The sequence below is a fragment of the Bacillus sp. PK3_68 genome, assembly GCF_003600835.1.
Taxonomy (GTDB): Bacteria; Bacillota; Bacilli; order Bacillales; family Domibacillaceae; genus Pseudobacillus.
Map to the genome: position 1 here is coordinate 1,277,812 of NZ_NQYC01000001.1, position 16,044 is coordinate 1,293,855.

The window sequence follows — 16,044 nt, forward strand, 5'->3', positions numbered from 1 at the left end:
TGACGCTCTGGTCGCTTTGTTTTTATGGACGCTATCGCTTGAAGCGCCTGCACCTCTTCATTTCGTAGAAAGACAACCGACCTTCTTGTCTTCCTGCTAAGAGAAAAAGCGACTCTCTAAAGAGCCGCTTTAGTTGCTTTCTAATATAAATGTGACCGGTCCGTCATTAATAAGGGACACATCCATCATTGCACCAAATTTCCCCGTTTCAACATGGACACCTTTTTCTCTCAGCATTTCATTGAATCGGTCGTACAATTTCTCAGCTTGCTCTCCTTTAGCGGCGCTCATAAAGTTGGGACGGCGCCCTTTACGGCAATCGCCATACAAGGTGAATTGAGAAACAGATAAAATGGCACCGCCTTCATCAAGCAGTGAACGATTCATCTTTCCTTCTTCATCCTCAAAAATTCTTAAGTGGACAATTTTTTCTGCCAAATAAGCCGCTTCTGCTTCCCCGTCTTCATGAGTCACACCAACAAGAAGCACGAGGCCGCTATCAATGCGGCCTACCACTTCTCCTTCTACAGTAACCGATGCTTCTTTACTTCTTTGCAAAACAACTTTCATTGTTAAAACACCCTTAATTTAAAATTCTGTGTACCGAATAAATATCTGGTATTTGCTTAATCCGTTCCACTACTTTATGCAGGTGACTAATGTTGCGAATATAAATGGCCATATCAATCTTTGCCACTTTATTGCGGTCCGATCTCCCCGAAACAGTGGAAATATTCGTTTTCGTTTCGCTGACCGCTTGCAGCACCTCATTCAATAATCCTTGACGATCATATCCTGAAATTTCAATCTCAACCGTATACTCTTTTTGATCAGCCGCGCCGCCTTCCCATTCTACTTCGATCAGACGGTCTGTCGATTCTTCATCATTGACGTTCGGACAATCAGCTCGGTGCACAGAAACACCGCGTCCTTTCGTAATATAACCAACGATGTCATCTCCAGGAACAGGATTACAACAGCGAGACAAACGGATAAGAAGATTATCAATGCCTTTCACTGTCACTCCGGAATTTTTCTTTGGATGAGACGGGGAGGAAACGGGCTTTAAATCTTTTAACGTTTCTTCAACGATCGCCTCCTGGTCTCTCATTTTCCGCAATTTTTCGGTCAGGCGGTTAACCACTTGCAAAGCGGTGATCCCATTGTATCCAACAGCTGCATACATATCTTCTTCATTGGCAAAATTAAACTTCTCTGCCACACGCTTCACATTGTCAGGAGTGAGGACTTCCTTCACATCGAAATCCATGTTTTTAATTTCTTTCTCAACTTGTTCCCGGCCTTTAATTACATTTTCTTCGCGGTTTTGCTTTTTGAAAAATTGTTTAATCTTATTTTTCGCCTGTGAGGTCTGAGCCATTTTCAACCAGTCTTTACTTGGGCCGTATGAATGCTTAGATGTTAAAATCTCGACGATATCTCCTGTTTGAAGCTTATAATCGAGAGTAACCATCTTTCCATTCACTTTTGCACCGATGGTTTTGTTGCCAATTTCGGAATGAATGCGATAAGCAAAATCAAGAGGGACCGAGCCCTTTGGAAGCTCAATGACATCTCCCTTTGGTGTGAAAATAAAGACCATATCGGAAAAAAAGTCAATCTTTAATGATTCCATGAATTCTTCTGCATCCGCAGAATCATTTTGATACTCCATAATTTCCCGGAACCAGGACATCTTTTTGTCGAATGAAGCTTTTTCATCAACCGTCTTGCCTTCTTTATATGCCCAATGAGCAGCCACCCCGTACTCAGCGATATGATGCATATCCTTCGTGCGGATCTGCACTTCAAGCGGATCTCCTTTTGGACCGATGACCGTCGTATGAAGAGACTGATACATATTCGTTTTCGGCATAGCAATATAATCTTTAAATCGACCCGGCATTGGCTTCCAGCAAGTATGAATAATTCCTAATACTGCATAGCAGTCTTTAATACTGTCAACAATAACCCGAACAGCTAGCAAATCATAAATTTCATTGAATTGCTTATGTTGAAGCACCATTTTACGATAAATGCTGTAAATATGCTTTGGCCGCCCAGATAGCTCGGCCTTAATCGAAATCTCGTCCAAACGCGTCTTTACATCATTAATCACTTCATCCAAGTATTGCTCACGTTCCGCCCGTTTACGCTTCATTAAATTAACAATTCGATAATATTGCTGCGGATTTAAATAACGTAAAGCAATATCTTCTAATTCCCATTTAATTTTTGATATTCCTAAACGGTGAGCCAGCGGTGCGAAGATTTCAAGTGTTTCATTGGCAATGCGCCGCTGTTTTTCATGAGGCAAGTGCTTTAGTGTCCGCATATTATGCAGACGGTCTGCCAGTTTAATTAAAATAACCCGGATATCCTGCGCCATTGCTACAAACATTTTCCGATGATTTTCCGCCTGCTGCTCTTCTTTAGATTTATATTTAATCTTTCCTAGCTTTGTTACCCCATCTACGAGCATGGCCACTTCTTTGCCGAAGGCTTCTTCCATGTCTGCCAACGTTATGTCTGTATCTTCAACGACATCATGCAAAAAACCGGCTGCTACAGTGGCCGGATCCATTTCTAAATCTGCCAGTATTCCTGCTACCTGAATCGGGTGGATGATGTAAGGCTCCCCTGATTTACGGTACTGGTCCTTATGCGCTTCCTTAGCGTATTGATAAGCTTTTTCTACGAGCTTGACATGTTCTGCGTTTAAATATTCACTCGCCTTCTCAATCACTTCATCGGCAGTCAATACCCGATCTTTTGCCATATGTTTACTCACCTTTGCCATCTATTAAATATTTTTGTTTCTGCTCTAAAAGATACTAATAGTTCTTATTATCGAAAAAAAGTAGGCAGATGTAAAGATATCTTGCTCATTTTCTAAAGAAAATGAAAAAGAATGTCGAAAATATTCACGTTATTTTCAGATTTTTTCTAAAACTGCCCTTCTTTAGCAAAGAAAGTATAAAAAAACAGGCACTGTCATCAGTGCCTGTTTTTCCTTTTATTCATAAGGAATCAATGTCAATACATCATATCCGTCCAATTTACTGCGTCCATTCAAGTAAGAAAGCTCCACTAAGAATGCAATACCTGCCACGATTCCACCCAGCTGTTCCACAAGCTTAATGGTAGCTTCAATCGTACCGCCTGTAGCAAGCAAGTCATCTGTAATTAATACACGCTGGCCCGGCTTCACCGCGTCTTTATGAATGGTCAAAACGTCATCCCCGTATTCCTTTCCATAGGTTACCTTCACTGTTTCACGCGGAAGTTTTCCTTCTTTGCGCACAGGAGCAAAACCGACACCCAGCGCATAAGCGACTGGACAGCCGACAATAAATCCACGGGCTTCAGGACCGACAATTAGATCAATCTCTCTCTCTTTAGCATATTCGACAATTTGATCTGTCGCATAGCGAAAAGCCTCTCCGTTGTCCATTAATGGCGTAATATCTTTAAACTTAATGCCCGGCTTTGGCCAATCCGGTACAATTTTAATATACGGCTTTAAATCCATGATTCAACTTCCTCCTCATTATCAACAGGGGCATTCACATGCTTATCCAGCCAGTCCTTTAATTCCTGGCATGAAGAATAGAGCAGCTGATTCTCCAGTTCAAATTGCATTTTCTTATTTTGATAGGTTCGAGATTCATTCAAATCTCGTTTAGGAGCCTGTTCATTCAAATGAATGACTCCTTCACTTATTGTAACAAAGTCAAGCTCAAAAAACACTTTTGACATAAAGTCAATCGTTTCCCGCGACCACCCGCGATGCTGGGCAAGCTGGTCTCCTTGTTTAGTTAAATCAAAGCTTTTTCTTTTTAATAAAAAAGCGTATAGCCATTTAAAATGTTCCCTCGTCGGCATCGTGCTGAAGAAGTGACTGTCCTTTTGATAGAAGTGAGCATAGATGCGTTCCGGGCAGCCTGTTTGCAGGAGTGCTTCCACTACTTCTCTCGTCGGGGGCAAGTCAACCAGCACAATGTTTTGCTTGTCAATGGACAATTGTAAAGCGGCTTCCTGCCCATTGACATATACAGTTTCTCCAGCAAATTTGCCTAAATTTAATTCGGCTGCTGTTTCCTCTTTAAATGTAACCAACAAGCGGTCATCCGGCACTTGGCTTATCCACCTTTCAAGCTGCCGATGACCTCTGACGTCAAATAATTGCCAATCGTCCACACGAAGATCTTTTAGAAACAATTGCGGCTTTCGGATATTGTTCCACTCATTAACTGCTAATTCTCCAATAGCTGATACTTTTGAAAAAGGAGCAATATGATCAGCATATTGGCCCAGGCCAAAACCAATGCTATCCAGCGAACCGGCAGGGTCTTCAAGCTGAAGCTTCAAATGTGTCTTATCGGATCCAATCTTACGAATAGTGGAAAATTCCACTTTCTCGATCAGTACTTGTGGTTTGGGGTTGCCCATTCCATAAGGTGCCAACATATTCAATTCTTCAATTACAGACAAATTCACCTGTGCTAGCGGCACCACTGCATCAAGCTCCGTAACAGGAACCAGGTCTTCGGCAGATAGCTGCTCGCTAGCGAGTGAGCAAAGACGCTCTCTCAGCTCATCAACATCAGACAATTCCAGCGTCATGCCAGCTGCCATTGGGTGCCCACCAAAATGAGGAAGCAATTCCCGGCACTCGGACAAATTCTTGAAGAGATCAAAGCCTGGAATACTTCTTGCTGATCCCTTTGCCTTATTCGTTTCTGGATCAAAACTAAGCACAATAGCCGGCCGGTAGAATGTATCTACTAGTCTCGATGCCACAATGCCGATCACACCAGCATTCCAATTTTCTTTGCCTACAACAATAACAGGATATTTTTCTGGGGGATAGTGGGCCTGTACTGTCTCAATTGCTTCCTTTGCAATCTCTGAAACAATCGTTTGCCGTTCTTTGTTCATGGCGTCAATTTCCTGGGCAAGTTCACTCGCCTCTGCCCGATCTTTTGTGAGCAGTAAATCAACAGCCGGCGCTGCATCAGCGAGACGGCCGGCGGCATTGATGCGAGGAGCAATCATAAAGCCCACTGTTTCCTCATCTACCGCTTCTGGCTTTGTAGATGTTAGCTGTAAAAGCGATTCAATTCCTGGACGCGATGCCTGCTGAAGCTTTTTTATTCCCGCTTTGGCGATGGTTCGATTCTCTCCCTTTAAAGGCACAAGATCTGCAATTGTCCCAATAGCAGCCAGGTCCAATAGATGTTCCGGCACATGGCCATACAACGCATGAGCCACCTTAAAGGCTACTCCAACGCCTGCTAAATAAGGAAATGGATAGCTTCCTCCTGGCAGATTCGGATGAATAATAGCCAGCGCCTGCGGAAGCTCTGGTCCCGGCTCGTGGTGATCAGTAATAATTAAATCCATGCTAAGCTCAGCGGCTACAGCTGCTTCATTCACTGCAGCAATACCCGTATCTACAGTAATGATTAGCTGATACCCCTGTTCCTTTGCCAAACGAAAAGCTGACTCATTTGGCCCATATCCTTCGGTAAAGCGATTTGGAATATAGAAATCTACTTTTGCCCCCAAATCCGTTAAAGCCGTCATCATAACAGACGTGCTGCTTACTCCGTCTGCATCATAATCTCCAAATACTAAAATGGGCTCTTCATTTTCAATCGCCCGATAAATTCGCTCAATCGCTGTTCTCATTCCATCGAACAAAAATGGATCGTGAAATTCATGCCCTTTATCGTATAAAAAACTCCGCGCTGCATCTGTCTCAGTTATACCGCGATTGATCAACAAGGAGGCCAACAATGGGCTAATTCCCAATTGTTCCATCAGTTGATCCCTCACTTGTTCATCTGTCTTCTGAACAATCCAGCGGGTTTTTGATTTTAACATACCGTCACCCCTTAGCCCTACTATTATACAAGAGTAAAAATAGGGATTCAATGCAGGTGTTTATTTTCATAAAAAAAAGCGTTCTAGAGCAAATCTTCTAGAACACCTTGTATGGAGAGGATCCCTGCTTATTTTCCATCAGGAGCTATTCGTTTGATTGAATCAGCTTGGCTCTTTTCCCGTCTCTCCAGCTTTAAATCGTGAAGTTCCTGTTTTAGTTTTTCAATTTGATGAATAAGCACATCGTTTTGCCGCCTCAAGCCGATTGTACGAAACAGACTGAACGCTCCTGAAACTACTCCTCCCATTAATACCGAAACTATGATGACAAGGACAAGCGGCCATTCCGACTGTCCAAATACATAATTTACTTCCACCGGATTAACGTTAATGACAGCAAACACTGCAACAACCAAAGCAAAAAGAATCACGAGTAGCAAAGCCGATTGCATCTTCATCTTTATTCCTCCTTTTCAGCTAACTCTCTTCCTTGAAGCGCGATTGGTCGGGGTTTATATGAATGAAAGCGTCCTGAACGTCAGGAAGTGCCAGCAGCTTCTGCTTTACTTGCTTTCCGACACTATGCCCTTCTTCTACGGTCATTAAAGGGTCCACGGATATTTTCAAATCTATAATTACATAATGGCCGTGTTCCCGTGCGTAAAGAGAATTAATCTTTCGCACATCAGGAACAGATAAGACGGCCTCTCTAAATGAGCCTGTATTCTCCTCATGAAGAACATGGTCCATTGTGTTGTGTATCGACTCGCTTCCGACCGTCCAAGCAATCTTCAACACAAGCACCGAAACAAGAAGCCCCGCAACTGGATCACCATAAACAAGCCATTCTATTCCGAGCTTCCCACCTAGCATCGCGGCCCCAATACCAATCAGTGCAGCTATAGAAGAGTACACATCCGAACGGTGTTCATACGCGTTCGCAATTAGCGCATTGCTCTTTAACCTTTTTCCCAACCGGTACTTGTATTGAAACATCGCCTCTTTCACAAGAATAGAAAAGAGAACGGCATAAATAGCAATGGCCTTGGGAGGCTCGATGTTGTGAAAAAATGCTTTGACTGACGAAATGCCAATCTCGATTCCGACAAGAACGAGCAGTACAGCAACAACAATAGCTGAAATCGATTCTGCTTTGCCATGCCCATAGGGATGATCTTCATCAGGTGGGCGTTTAGCCGCTCTTAAGCCAACCCATACAGCGAGTGAGCCAGCCACATCGGATGCTGAGTGTGCAGCATCTGCAATCAGCGCCCGGCTGTGGCCGATCACTCCGCATACTCCCTTAAGAACAGCCAAAAAAATATTCCCGACGATTCCAACCACTGCTGCAAATTCTGCTTTTTTAAATCTTTCCTCTTTCTCCATCTAACGGCCTCCTCCATTTCCTCTGCTATTATTATGAACAATCAGCAGAGGATTCATGAAAAGGGACAGCCGTCCGATTGATTATCTTACAGAAAAAGCCCTCTGTCATTTACATAAGAGTAGATGACAGAGGGCTTTACACTTCAGGTTAACAGAATAGCGGTAAACGACACTCCCTCTTTCGGAGTCTGAACGGCAACTTCTCGCCGAGCGCTATCGCGCTGATTGAGCACCTTCCGCTTTTCTTTATACTTGTGGTTCGTCGCTCCATTGTTTTTTCTCTTTGTAAGTAATAATAGAGCCTTTTTTCTTGAGTTCCTTCTTCTTCCATATGAGCCACAGCTGGGCGGCGATAAAGAGGGACGAGTACACCCCTGAAATCAGACCAACGAGAAGCGCAATGGAAAAGTTACGGATTGATTCACTTCCAAATAGAAGCAAGGCAACGACAGCAATAACAACCGTCAGGACAGTATTGACTGAACGCGTAAACGTTTGGCGCAAGCTGACATTGACGATGTCTTCAAGCTCCTGCTCTGTTTTGATTTTGCGTCTCTTCGCCATATTCTCACGCATCCGGTCAAAGGTAACAATCGTGTCATTAATGGAATAACCGATGATCGTTAGAACCGCAGCGATAAAGGTAATATCTACTTCAAGGCGTATTAGACTGAAAACAGCTACGATGAAAAAGGCATCGTACAGCAAGGAAATAATCGCTCCGAGCGCCATGTAAATTTCAAAGCGGATCGTCACGTACAAAATAATCCCAACAGAAGCAATAACAAGAGCTTTGACCGCATTTTTCGCAAGCTCTTTTCCAATGATTGGCGAAACTGTACTGATATTTGGCTCACTGCCATACTTTTTAGCGAAGTGTGCTTTTACATCCGCTACTTTATCTTGAGAGAAAGACTCTTTAAAACGGGCAACCCCCACGTTTTTCTTTTCTCCCGAAAGAACGATATCGTCCGTAGAAAGTCCAACTTCTTTTAATTCATTTTTCACCACTTCTTCAGTTAATGGCTTGTTTGACATAATTTCCATGCGCGTTCCGCTTGAAAAGTCAATTCCAAGGTTCAAACGGAAGAACACCAGGACAATGATGCCTGCTACAAGAACGATTGCTGAAAAAGCGAAAAATTTATTATGATGCTTCACAAAATCAAGCTTGTCAAAGCGTGTCGGTAAATCGATCGTATCATAGTTCTCGCTAATGTCTTTAATATCTTTTTTCCTAACACCAAACCAGCCTGGTTTGTCCTTTAGCCAGTTGCTTTGAACAAACAAGCTGAGCAGCAAGCGAGACCCCCAAATGGCCGTAATAAAACTCACGAGGATGCTGACAATAAGCGTCGTCGCAAACCCTTTAACCGAGCTTGTTCCGAAGTAAAATAGAACGGCCCCGGCCAAAATAGTCGTTAAGTTTGCATCAAGAATCGTTAGGAAGGAACTTTTATTCCCTTCTTTAAAAGCGGCCCTGATCGAGCGGCCTACTTTAATTTCTTCTCTGATCCGTTCATACGTAATGATGTTGGCATCAACCGCCATCCCAACACCGAGAATTAAAGCGGCAATACCAGGAAGCGTTAAGACAACATTCATCCAGTCAAAAACTAGTAAAATTAAATAGATATAGACTGAAAGAGTAACTGTCGCAATGAATCCCGGCAACCGGTAATAGAAAAGCATAAATAAATAGATAATAGAGATGCCGATAATCCCGGCGAGGACCATTTCATTCAGTGCTTTTTCCCCAAATTGCGCTCCAACGGAAGTGGAATACACTTCATCCAATTTCACTGGCAAAGCCCCTGCATTTAATAGGGAAGCAAGATTTTGTGCTTCTTCAACTGTAAAATTTCCTTCAATTGTCACTTCATTCGTATCAAATACTTGGCTAACATTTGGCGCAGATAGGAATCCTGGATTTTTCTGCTGAACTTCTTTTCGGAAAGAGTCTTTTCCTTCTTCAAAATCAAGCCAAATAACAAGCTGATTGTTTGGCGCCATCTTAAGAACGTGCTCTGTCACTTCTTTAAACTTCTTGCTGCTTTTCAATTTTAATGCAACGTTTGGCGCTCCTTGCTGTGTGAACGATTGCTTCGCTCCGCCTTCTGCAAGGTCACTCCCGTCCATCATAAGCTTATCGTTGGCATCGCGGAAAGACAGATTTGCTTGCGTAGAAAGCATTTTCCGTGCTTCTGTTTGGTCTTCTACACCCGCGAGCTGAACACGGATACGATTGCCTTCTTCAATCTGAATAATCGGCTCACTTACGCCGAGAGCATTCACCCGCTTATCCAGGGCATCGGCTGTATTTTTCACGACTTCTTGTGTAATCTTCTGGCCCGGTTTTGCTGGTTCGACCTCATACAGCACTTCAAACCCGCCTTGAAGGTCAAGCCCAAGTTTTATATTGTTGACAATGTCCTTTGTCGTGAGCCCGATTGCACTTGCAAGCAGCAGCACAATAAGAAAAAAGGCCACAATCCGGCTGCGTTTTACCATTGTACAATTTCCTCCTTAATTCAAATCATCTGCAACAAATGAATAAAATGATTTCCAATATGATGAAAAAAATTCTGGTAAAAGGATACCAGAATTCCTTAACAAAACTATTATGAAGTAGAAAATAACTGCTGTCAATTTTACTTAACTTTTTTCGTCCCAAGCAGTTCCCGCAGTTCTTCCTCATTGATTTCCTCAAACCAATTCGTCGAGCGATAGGCTTCAACGGTTGCATAATTCATATAATCCCCCGGCATCATGGATAGGATATCAGCGACGAGTTCATATACGTGTACATCCTCTTCAGGCTTTCGCCATTTTTTCATCGTTAAATACTTCCACAAAGAAGGAATGTCAATGGTTCCGTAATTCAACAGCCGAAATTCCTCAACCTTGCTTTTTAACGCCGGCAATAAATATTGAAAATACTTGTCATATGGATGTATTTCCCCCATCCTTCTCCTCCCCTTTTGTTTAGAAGAATCAATGAACTTGTCATGCTTGCCCGACTAGATGGCATATATATCATTGTAAAGCAATTCATCTATTTTGAGAAGGCAGGGAGACAGATGTCAAAGTTTTTAAAGGGGACACTCGTTTTAATGGCAGCTATGTTCATCACAAAAATACTCGGCTTTGTCAATCGCATTGTAATCGCCCGTCTGATCGGCGAGGAAGGTGTCGGCTTATACATGATGGTATTCCCATCATTTATTCTTGTAGTCACACTCACACAGATGGGGCTCCCTGTAGCCATCTCCAGAAGTATTGCCGCCGCAGAAGCAAGGGGCGACATAGCAAAAATGAAAAGGATTTTAGCTGTATCGCTATCTATTACGCTGTCACTATCGTTACTTTTTACACCTGCACTTTTGCTGCTCGCTCCTTATTTGTCAGAAGTGTTATTTACCGATCCGCGCACCTACTATCCTTTAATCGCCATTACGCCAGCTATTCCGATTATTGCGGTTTCCTCCGTGCTACGTGGATATTTCCAAGGTAGACAAAATATGAAGCCGGCTGCTTATTCTCAAATATTGGAGCAGATTGTCCGAATTGGTCTGATTGCTTTATTTACAAAGGAAATGCTCCCTTATGGAATGGAATTCGCTGCTGCCGGAGCAATGGCTGCCGCTGCCTGTGGAGAACTTGTTTCATTGCTTTATTTATTACTAATGTTCCGATTTAATAAAAACTTTCTGCTTCGGCGTCGCTTCTTCCGGGCTATTCGCACTGGAAAAGAAACAGTAAAAGAACTATTCGAGGTCGCCATTCCTACAACTGGCAGCCGGATGATCGGTTCTCTCTCGTGGTTTTTTGAACCGATCGTCGTCACTCAAAGTTTAGCTATCGCTGGTGTAACAGCCATCGCGGCTACCAAACAATATGGCGTGTTAACCGGATATGCACTCCCGGTTATGTTCTTGCCATCATTCGTTACCCTAGCCTTGTCCACGTCTCTCGTTCCTGCTGTCAGCGAGGCGTACGCTAAGAAACAACATCAGCTGCTGGAGCACCGCGTCCAGGAAGCCTTGCGCTTTTGCCTTGTGACAGGCGGGCTGTCTGTGCTGCTTTTGTTCTTATATGCTGAACCGCTCATGCAATTTATGTATCATTCATCCAATGGTGCCCGCTTTATTGAGTTAATGGCTCCTTTTTTCTTATTTTATTATTATCAAGGCCCTCTCCAGGCTGTTTTGCAAGCGTTGAACTTGGCCAATGCAGCAATGATTAACAGCCTAATTGGCGCCGCTGTAAAGTTAGCTGTTATCTTTATTTTTGCTTCACAACCGCAATTTGGCATCTATGGCGCTGCGCTTGGCATGGCTGCAAGCATTTTACTCGTTACTCTGCTGCATTTGGCGACTGTCTTTAAAAAAATTTCTCTTACCGTAAACATTCACCAGTACATTAAATTTTCTCTCGTTCTGGCTGCTTCTTTCTTTATTAGCCGTTCCTTAAACGATCTATGGTTGGATAAGCTTAGTTCTTTCACTTACCTAGCTGCCGGGGCAGCACTAACCATTCTTTGCTACTTTGTTTTTTCCGTTATGCTCGGTCTTGTGACTAAACAAGATTTATCGCGGCTTCCTTTTGTAAAAAAATAAATCGGCTTTTATACTCCCATCTTGTCAATATAAAACGTGCCATCATGGAAGCTACAAAACGAAATGCCTTTAATATCTTTGTAGCCTCTTTTCTTTAATTCACGCATGAGCCATTGCTCTGTTTTGCCGATCATTCGCAAATGTTCATGATGGACTTCGCCATCCAGCACAATCGGCAATGTGAATGAGCCCTCTTTTTTCTTATTCTCTTTCTTGAGAATTGACAGGGTGCCGGATGTTTCCAATATAGCGAATTCGATATCATCAATATGGCGAATATCTTTATCACGCAGTTGAAGAAGTAAATCATCATAATTATAGCGATGTCTTCTCATCGCCTTTTCATCAATCTTTCCGTGTTTAATAACAATCTCTGGTTTGCCGTCGATAAACTCTCTGAACTTTACATTTTTTAAAGAGATATACGCAAGGCTGATTTGAATAATAACGAGAAGAGCGATGGGCACAAGTGTGTGCATTAACGGATCATTCGGCTGCTCAATGGCAATGACAGCCATTTCACCAATCATAATGAATACAACGAGATCCAGGATACTCAGCTCACCAATCTCTCTTCGGCCCATCATCCGGAATACAAATAAAATAACAACATATAGAAATATGACTCGAAAAATGATTGTCCAGTAAACCATGGAACTCTCCTTTATATCTGTTAATGTTACCTCTTAGTGTGAGCCTAAGTGAAAAAAACATGAAATACAAACAATGGAAAGTAAGGAGGACTTTAATGTGAAGCCTTTCAGTTATGGAATTATGTATGGAACGATCGTAATTTTTGTATTTGCTGCGGTGTGTAGCCTTGTCTTTTCTCTTATTTTACGGTTCAGCACGTTGAATGAATCATCCTTGCATCTCTCGATTACAATCACCTCATTTTTTGTGCTTTTTATCGGGGGATTTATTTCAGGAAAGCTCTCTGGCCAAAAGGGCTGGCTCTCAGGAGGAGCCGCTGGGCTCTTATACAGTTTAGTTATGATTCTTTACCAGTATTTAGGTCATGATTCCGTCTTCGGATGGGAGCAGCTCGTCTATCATCTCTGCTTTATCGTCACAGCAATGATGGGCGGCGTGCTCGGTGTGAATATGTCTTCAAAAAAATAAAAAAAGCAAATCAACCTATTTGGTTGATTTGCTTTTTTATTACATTATTGAGGTGTCACTGCTTTTTCGGACACTTCACGAATGGCAGAACGATCATATGTAAGACGGCTGCCATCCCCGCATTTAATCACGACTGTGCCTTCTTCAATTGCATCGATAAATCCATGCAAACCGCCGATAGTCACCACTCTGTCGCCTTTTTGCAAACTGTTTTGCATTTCCGCTACTGATTTTTGACGCTTTTGTTGTGGACGGATAAGCAAAAAGTAAAATAAAACAAACATCAACACGAGCATAATAATTGACTGCATAATTTCACCCCTTTCTGAGAACGATGTTAGAAGTTTTTCGCATCCGGACGGTTAAAACCGTAGGTCTCGAAAAATTCTTCCCTAAAGTCTCCCAGACGGTCTTCTCTAATCGCTTCTCTTACTTGTTCCATTAATTTTATCAGAAAATATAAGTTATGGTAAGTTGTAAGCCTAATTCCAAATGTTTCATTCGCACGTATGAGGTGACGAATGTAAGCGCGCGAGTAATTTCGGCACGTGTAGCAGTCACAATTTTCATCAAGCGGCCCAAAATCCCGGGCATATTTAGCATTTTTTACAACCAATCTTCCCTCACTCGTCATCAGTGTCCCATTTCTTGCAATTCGCGTTGGCAATACACAATCAAACATGTCTACGCCACGGATCGCCCCGTCAATTAAAGAATCAGGCGAACCAACCCCCATCAAGTAGCGCGGCTTTTGTGCCGGCAAAAGCGGAGTGGTGAATTCAAGCACGCGATTCATCACATCTTTTGGCTCTCCAACAGACAAGCCACCGATCGCATAGCCTGGGAAGTCGAGAGAAACTAAGTCATTGGCACTTTGACGGCGGAGCTCTTCATATTCTCCTCCTTGGACGATGCCGAACAGCCCTTGATCCTCCGGTCGAGAATGAGCATTCAAACACCTTTCTGCCCAGCGAGAGGTTCTTTCGACTGAGCGTTTCATGTAATCATACTCTGCAGGATAGGGCGGGCACTCATCAAACGCCATCATAATATCAGACCCAAGCGCATTTTGAATCTCCATTGCTTTTTCCGGAGATAAAAACAGCTTGTCCCCATTTAAATGATTACGAAAGTGAACCCCCTCTTCTTCAATTTTACGAAAATCACTTAAAGAAAATACTTGAAAACCGCCTGAATCTGTTAAAATCGACCGGTCCCAATTCATAAATTTATGAAGACCACCTGCTTCTTTAACGATTTCATGGCCAGGGCGCAGCCAAAGGTGGTATGTATTACTCAAAATAATGTTAGCGCCCATTTCTTTTAACTCTTCCGGAGACATCGTCTTAACAGTCGCCAATGTTCCTACCGGCATGAACACAGGCGTCTCAAAACTTCCATGCGGTGTGTGAACACGTCCCAGACGAGCTCCCGTTTGCTTACACGTTTTGATTAATTCATATTTAATTGCTGGCAAATCAATGCCACTCCCTTCTAAATAAAAGCGGAAGGCGCTCGCTCAGCGCAATAGCAGATTGGAGCTTTCGACGTGGAGTCGTTTCTTAGACTCCGACCGAGAGAGCGAAATCAGCGTACGCGCTAGCGCCTGCAGCTGGATAACACAACAAAAGCGGAAGGCGCTCGTCCAGCGGTGACAAGCACAACACGAACCGACTGAAAGGCTGCCCTTGAGCCTTCCAGACGGGTGGGCTTGTGACCTCGAGCCGCTAGCGCCTATAGCTAGATAACAATAAAAGCGGAAGGCGCTCGCTCAGCGCAATAGACGGTTGGAGAAAGGAATCGGGGAGTCGCTCTTTGACTCCTGAGACCTATCGAAACGGTCGTATGCGCTAGCGCCTATAACTAGATAATCATACACTTGCTCGTCTCTGCTCGACAAACGTTCTCTCCAAAAAAGTCAGTCTTTACCTCTTAAAAAAGAGAAAAATCAAGGAGAAGACGCTACAGCGCCATAATCAGAGTACAAAAGTGTTATTCTTACTTAATTAGCATCGCATCGCCAAAGCTGAAGAAGCGATATTTCTCAGCTACTGCTTCCTTGTAAGCATTCATCACATGCTCTTTTCCGGCAAGGGCACTTACCAGCATGATTAATGTAGATTTGGGCAAGTGGAAGTTGGTGATCATGCCGTCAATTGCTTTAAAGTCAAAGCCGGGATAAATAAAAATGTCCGTCCAGCCGCTGGCTGCTTCGATACGTCCGTTATAATCCCGAGCTATTGTTTCCAATGTTCTTGTTGAAGTCGTGCCCACACTGATGATACGGCCTCCCTCTTCTTTCACTTTCTGAATAAGATGAGCCGTTCCTTCCGACAAATGGTAAAACTCAGCATGCATTTCATGTTCCTCGATCGCCTCCACAGACACCGGGCGGAAAGTACCGAGACCGACATGCAACGTTAAAAAAGCGGTATGTACGCCCATGGCTCGGATTTCTTCCAGCAGCTCTTCTGTAAAGTGAAGTCCGGCTGTCGGAGCAGCAGCTGATCCCCGTTCTTTCGCAAAGACCGTCTGGTAACGATCACGCTCCTCCAGCTGTTCTTTAATATAAGGCGGCAGCGGCATTTCTCCAAGCTCATCAAGCACTTCGTAAAAAATTCCTTCATAAGAAAAATCTAAAATTCGGCCACCATGCTCTTTTTCACCTGTACAAACAGCGGAAAGCCGGCCGTCTCCGAATATAATCTGACTGCCCTCTTTAATACGCTTCGCCGGTTTTACAAGTGTTTCCCAACGGTCGCCCTCCTCCTGTTTTAGCAGGAGCACTTCAATTTTCGCACCTGTATCTGTTTTTGTACCGTACAGCCGGGCTGGCATAACTTTTGTGTCGTTCAAGACAAGACAATCACCTGGTTGTAAAAAAGAGGTGATATTTTTGAATACTTCATGCTGAATAGCACCTGTTTCTTTATCAAGCACCATCAACCGGCTCTCCGCCCGCTCGGCAAGCGGCGTCTGTGCAATTAATTCTTCAGGCAGATTAAAGTCAAATTCCTCTACTTTCACT

General features: G+C 43.3%; 14 protein-coding genes. 2 read left to right on the forward strand and 12 right to left on the reverse strand.

Features of this window, described 5'->3' with window-relative positions:
- Window positions 1–129: 129 nt before the first annotated feature.
- The 8 genes from dtd to CJ483_RS06755 all read right to left on the reverse strand — a co-directional run bounded on the left by dtd (window position 130) and on the right by CJ483_RS06755 (window position 10,241).
- Window positions 130–570 (reverse strand): D-aminoacyl-tRNA deacylase, encoded by a 441-nt coding sequence (gene dtd / locus CJ483_RS06720; protein WP_120033314.1) that lies wholly within the window; start codon window positions 568–570, stop codon window positions 130–132.
- Window positions 571–583: 13 nt separating this feature from the next.
- Window positions 584–2,779, reverse strand: coding sequence for a RelA/SpoT family protein (locus CJ483_RS06725; RefSeq protein WP_120033317.1), 2,196 nt, complete (start codon window positions 2,777–2,779; stop codon window positions 584–586).
- 237 nt (window positions 2,780–3,016) lie between these two features.
- Window positions 3,017–3,532, reverse strand: coding sequence for an adenine phosphoribosyltransferase (locus CJ483_RS06730; RefSeq protein ID WP_120033320.1), 516 nt, complete (start codon window positions 3,530–3,532; stop codon window positions 3,017–3,019).
- Complete coding sequence (recJ, locus tag CJ483_RS06735) at window positions 3,523–5,889, reverse strand: single-stranded-DNA-specific exonuclease RecJ (protein ID WP_120033323.1); 2,367 nt, start codon at window positions 5,887–5,889, stop codon at window positions 3,523–3,525. Before recJ ends, CJ483_RS06730 begins: the two co-directional genes overlap by 10 nt.
- 128 nt (window positions 5,890–6,017) lie before the next feature.
- Complete coding sequence (locus tag CJ483_RS06740) at window positions 6,018–6,347, reverse strand: LapA family protein (protein ID WP_120033327.1); 330 nt, start codon at window positions 6,345–6,347, stop codon at window positions 6,018–6,020.
- A 19-nt stretch (window positions 6,348–6,366) separates the two neighbouring features.
- Window positions 6,367–7,275, reverse strand: a complete 909-nt coding sequence (locus tag CJ483_RS06745; RefSeq protein WP_120033330.1) for a cation diffusion facilitator family transporter — start codon at window positions 7,273–7,275, stop codon at window positions 6,367–6,369.
- A 246-nt stretch (window positions 7,276–7,521) separates the two neighbouring features.
- On the reverse strand, window positions 7,522–9,786 hold the full coding sequence (gene secDF, locus CJ483_RS06750) for a protein translocase subunit SecDF (RefSeq protein WP_120033333.1): 2,265 nt from the start codon (window positions 9,784–9,786) through the stop codon (window positions 7,522–7,524).
- Window positions 9,787–9,926: 140 nt separating this feature from the next.
- The gene (locus tag CJ483_RS06755; protein ID WP_120033337.1) at window positions 9,927–10,241 is read right to left on the reverse strand and encodes a post-transcriptional regulator; all 315 of its coding nucleotides are present in this window, start codon (window positions 10,239–10,241) and stop codon (window positions 9,927–9,929) included.
- Window positions 10,242–10,355: 114 nt separating this feature from the next.
- On the opposite strand from CJ483_RS06755, the gene spoVB reads away from it, so the two are divergent.
- On the forward strand, window positions 10,356–11,894 hold the full coding sequence (gene spoVB / locus CJ483_RS06760) for a stage V sporulation protein B (RefSeq protein WP_120037835.1): 1,539 nt from the start codon (window positions 10,356–10,358) through the stop codon (window positions 11,892–11,894).
- Between the two features lie 8 nt (window positions 11,895–11,902).
- On the opposite strand, the gene CJ483_RS06765 is transcribed toward spoVB, so the two are convergent.
- Window positions 11,903–12,547 carry a DUF421 domain-containing protein gene (locus CJ483_RS06765; protein ID WP_120033340.1) on the reverse strand — a complete coding sequence of 215 codons (645 nt, stop codon included), beginning with the start codon at window positions 12,545–12,547 and terminating at the stop codon, window positions 11,903–11,905.
- Between the two features lie 97 nt (window positions 12,548–12,644).
- On the opposite strand from CJ483_RS06765, the gene CJ483_RS06770 reads away from it, so the two are divergent.
- On the forward strand, window positions 12,645–13,016 hold the full coding sequence (locus CJ483_RS06770) for a TIGR04086 family membrane protein (protein ID WP_259455582.1): 372 nt from the start codon (window positions 12,645–12,647) through the stop codon (window positions 13,014–13,016).
- A 44-nt stretch (window positions 13,017–13,060) separates the two neighbouring features.
- Here CJ483_RS06770 and yajC read toward each other — a convergent pair whose 3' ends face one another.
- The 3 genes from yajC to queA all read right to left on the reverse strand — a co-directional run bounded on the left by yajC (window position 13,061) and on the right by queA (window position 16,043).
- A complete protein-coding gene (gene yajC, locus CJ483_RS06775) occupies window positions 13,061–13,327 on the reverse strand; it encodes a preprotein translocase subunit YajC (protein WP_120033344.1) in 267 nt (88 codons plus the stop codon).
- Between the two features lie 26 nt (window positions 13,328–13,353).
- Complete coding sequence (tgt, locus tag CJ483_RS06780; protein WP_120033349.1) at window positions 13,354–14,493, reverse strand: tRNA guanosine(34) transglycosylase Tgt; 1,140 nt, start codon at window positions 14,491–14,493, stop codon at window positions 13,354–13,356.
- A gap of 521 nt (window positions 14,494–15,014) precedes the next feature.
- Window positions 15,015–16,043 carry a tRNA preQ1(34) S-adenosylmethionine ribosyltransferase-isomerase QueA gene (gene queA, locus CJ483_RS06785; RefSeq protein WP_120033352.1) on the reverse strand — a complete coding sequence of 343 codons (1,029 nt, stop codon included), beginning with the start codon at window positions 16,041–16,043 and terminating at the stop codon, window positions 15,015–15,017.
- Window position 16,044 lies beyond the last annotated feature (1 nt).

Bases quoted from the DNA above. Each gene is read 5' to 3' on its own strand.
- dtd (WP_120033314.1), bottom strand. From the start codon at position 570: ATGAAAGTTGTTTTGCAAAGAAGTAAAGAAGCATCGGTTACTGTAGAA.
- CJ483_RS06725 (WP_120033317.1), bottom strand. From the start codon at position 2,779: ATGGCAAAAGATCGGGTATTGACTGCCGATGAAGTGATTGAGAAGGCG.
- CJ483_RS06730 (WP_120033320.1), bottom strand. From the start codon at position 3,532: ATGGATTTAAAGCCGTATATTAAAATTGTACCGGATTGGCCAAAGCCG.
- recJ (WP_120033323.1), bottom strand. From the start codon at position 5,889: ATGTTAAAATCAAAAACCCGCTGGATTGTTCAGAAGACAGATGAACAA.
- CJ483_RS06740 (WP_120033327.1), bottom strand. From the start codon at position 6,347: ATGAAGATGCAATCGGCTTTGCTACTCGTGATTCTTTTTGCTTTGGTT.
- CJ483_RS06745 (WP_120033330.1), bottom strand. From the start codon at position 7,275: ATGGAGAAAGAGGAAAGATTTAAAAAAGCAGAATTTGCAGCAGTGGTT.
- secDF (WP_120033333.1), bottom strand. From the start codon at position 9,786: ATGGTAAAACGCAGCCGGATTGTGGCCTTTTTTCTTATTGTGCTGCTG.
- CJ483_RS06755 (WP_120033337.1), bottom strand. From the start codon at position 10,241: ATGGGGGAAATACATCCATATGACAAGTATTTTCAATATTTATTGCCG.
- spoVB (WP_120037835.1), top strand. From the start codon at position 10,356: ATGTCAAAGTTTTTAAAGGGGACACTCGTTTTAATGGCAGCTATGTTC.
- CJ483_RS06765 (WP_120033340.1), bottom strand. From the start codon at position 12,547: ATGGTTTACTGGACAATCATTTTTCGAGTCATATTTCTATATGTTGTT.
- yajC (WP_120033344.1), bottom strand. From the start codon at position 13,327: ATGCAGTCAATTATTATGCTCGTGTTGATGTTTGTTTTATTTTACTTT.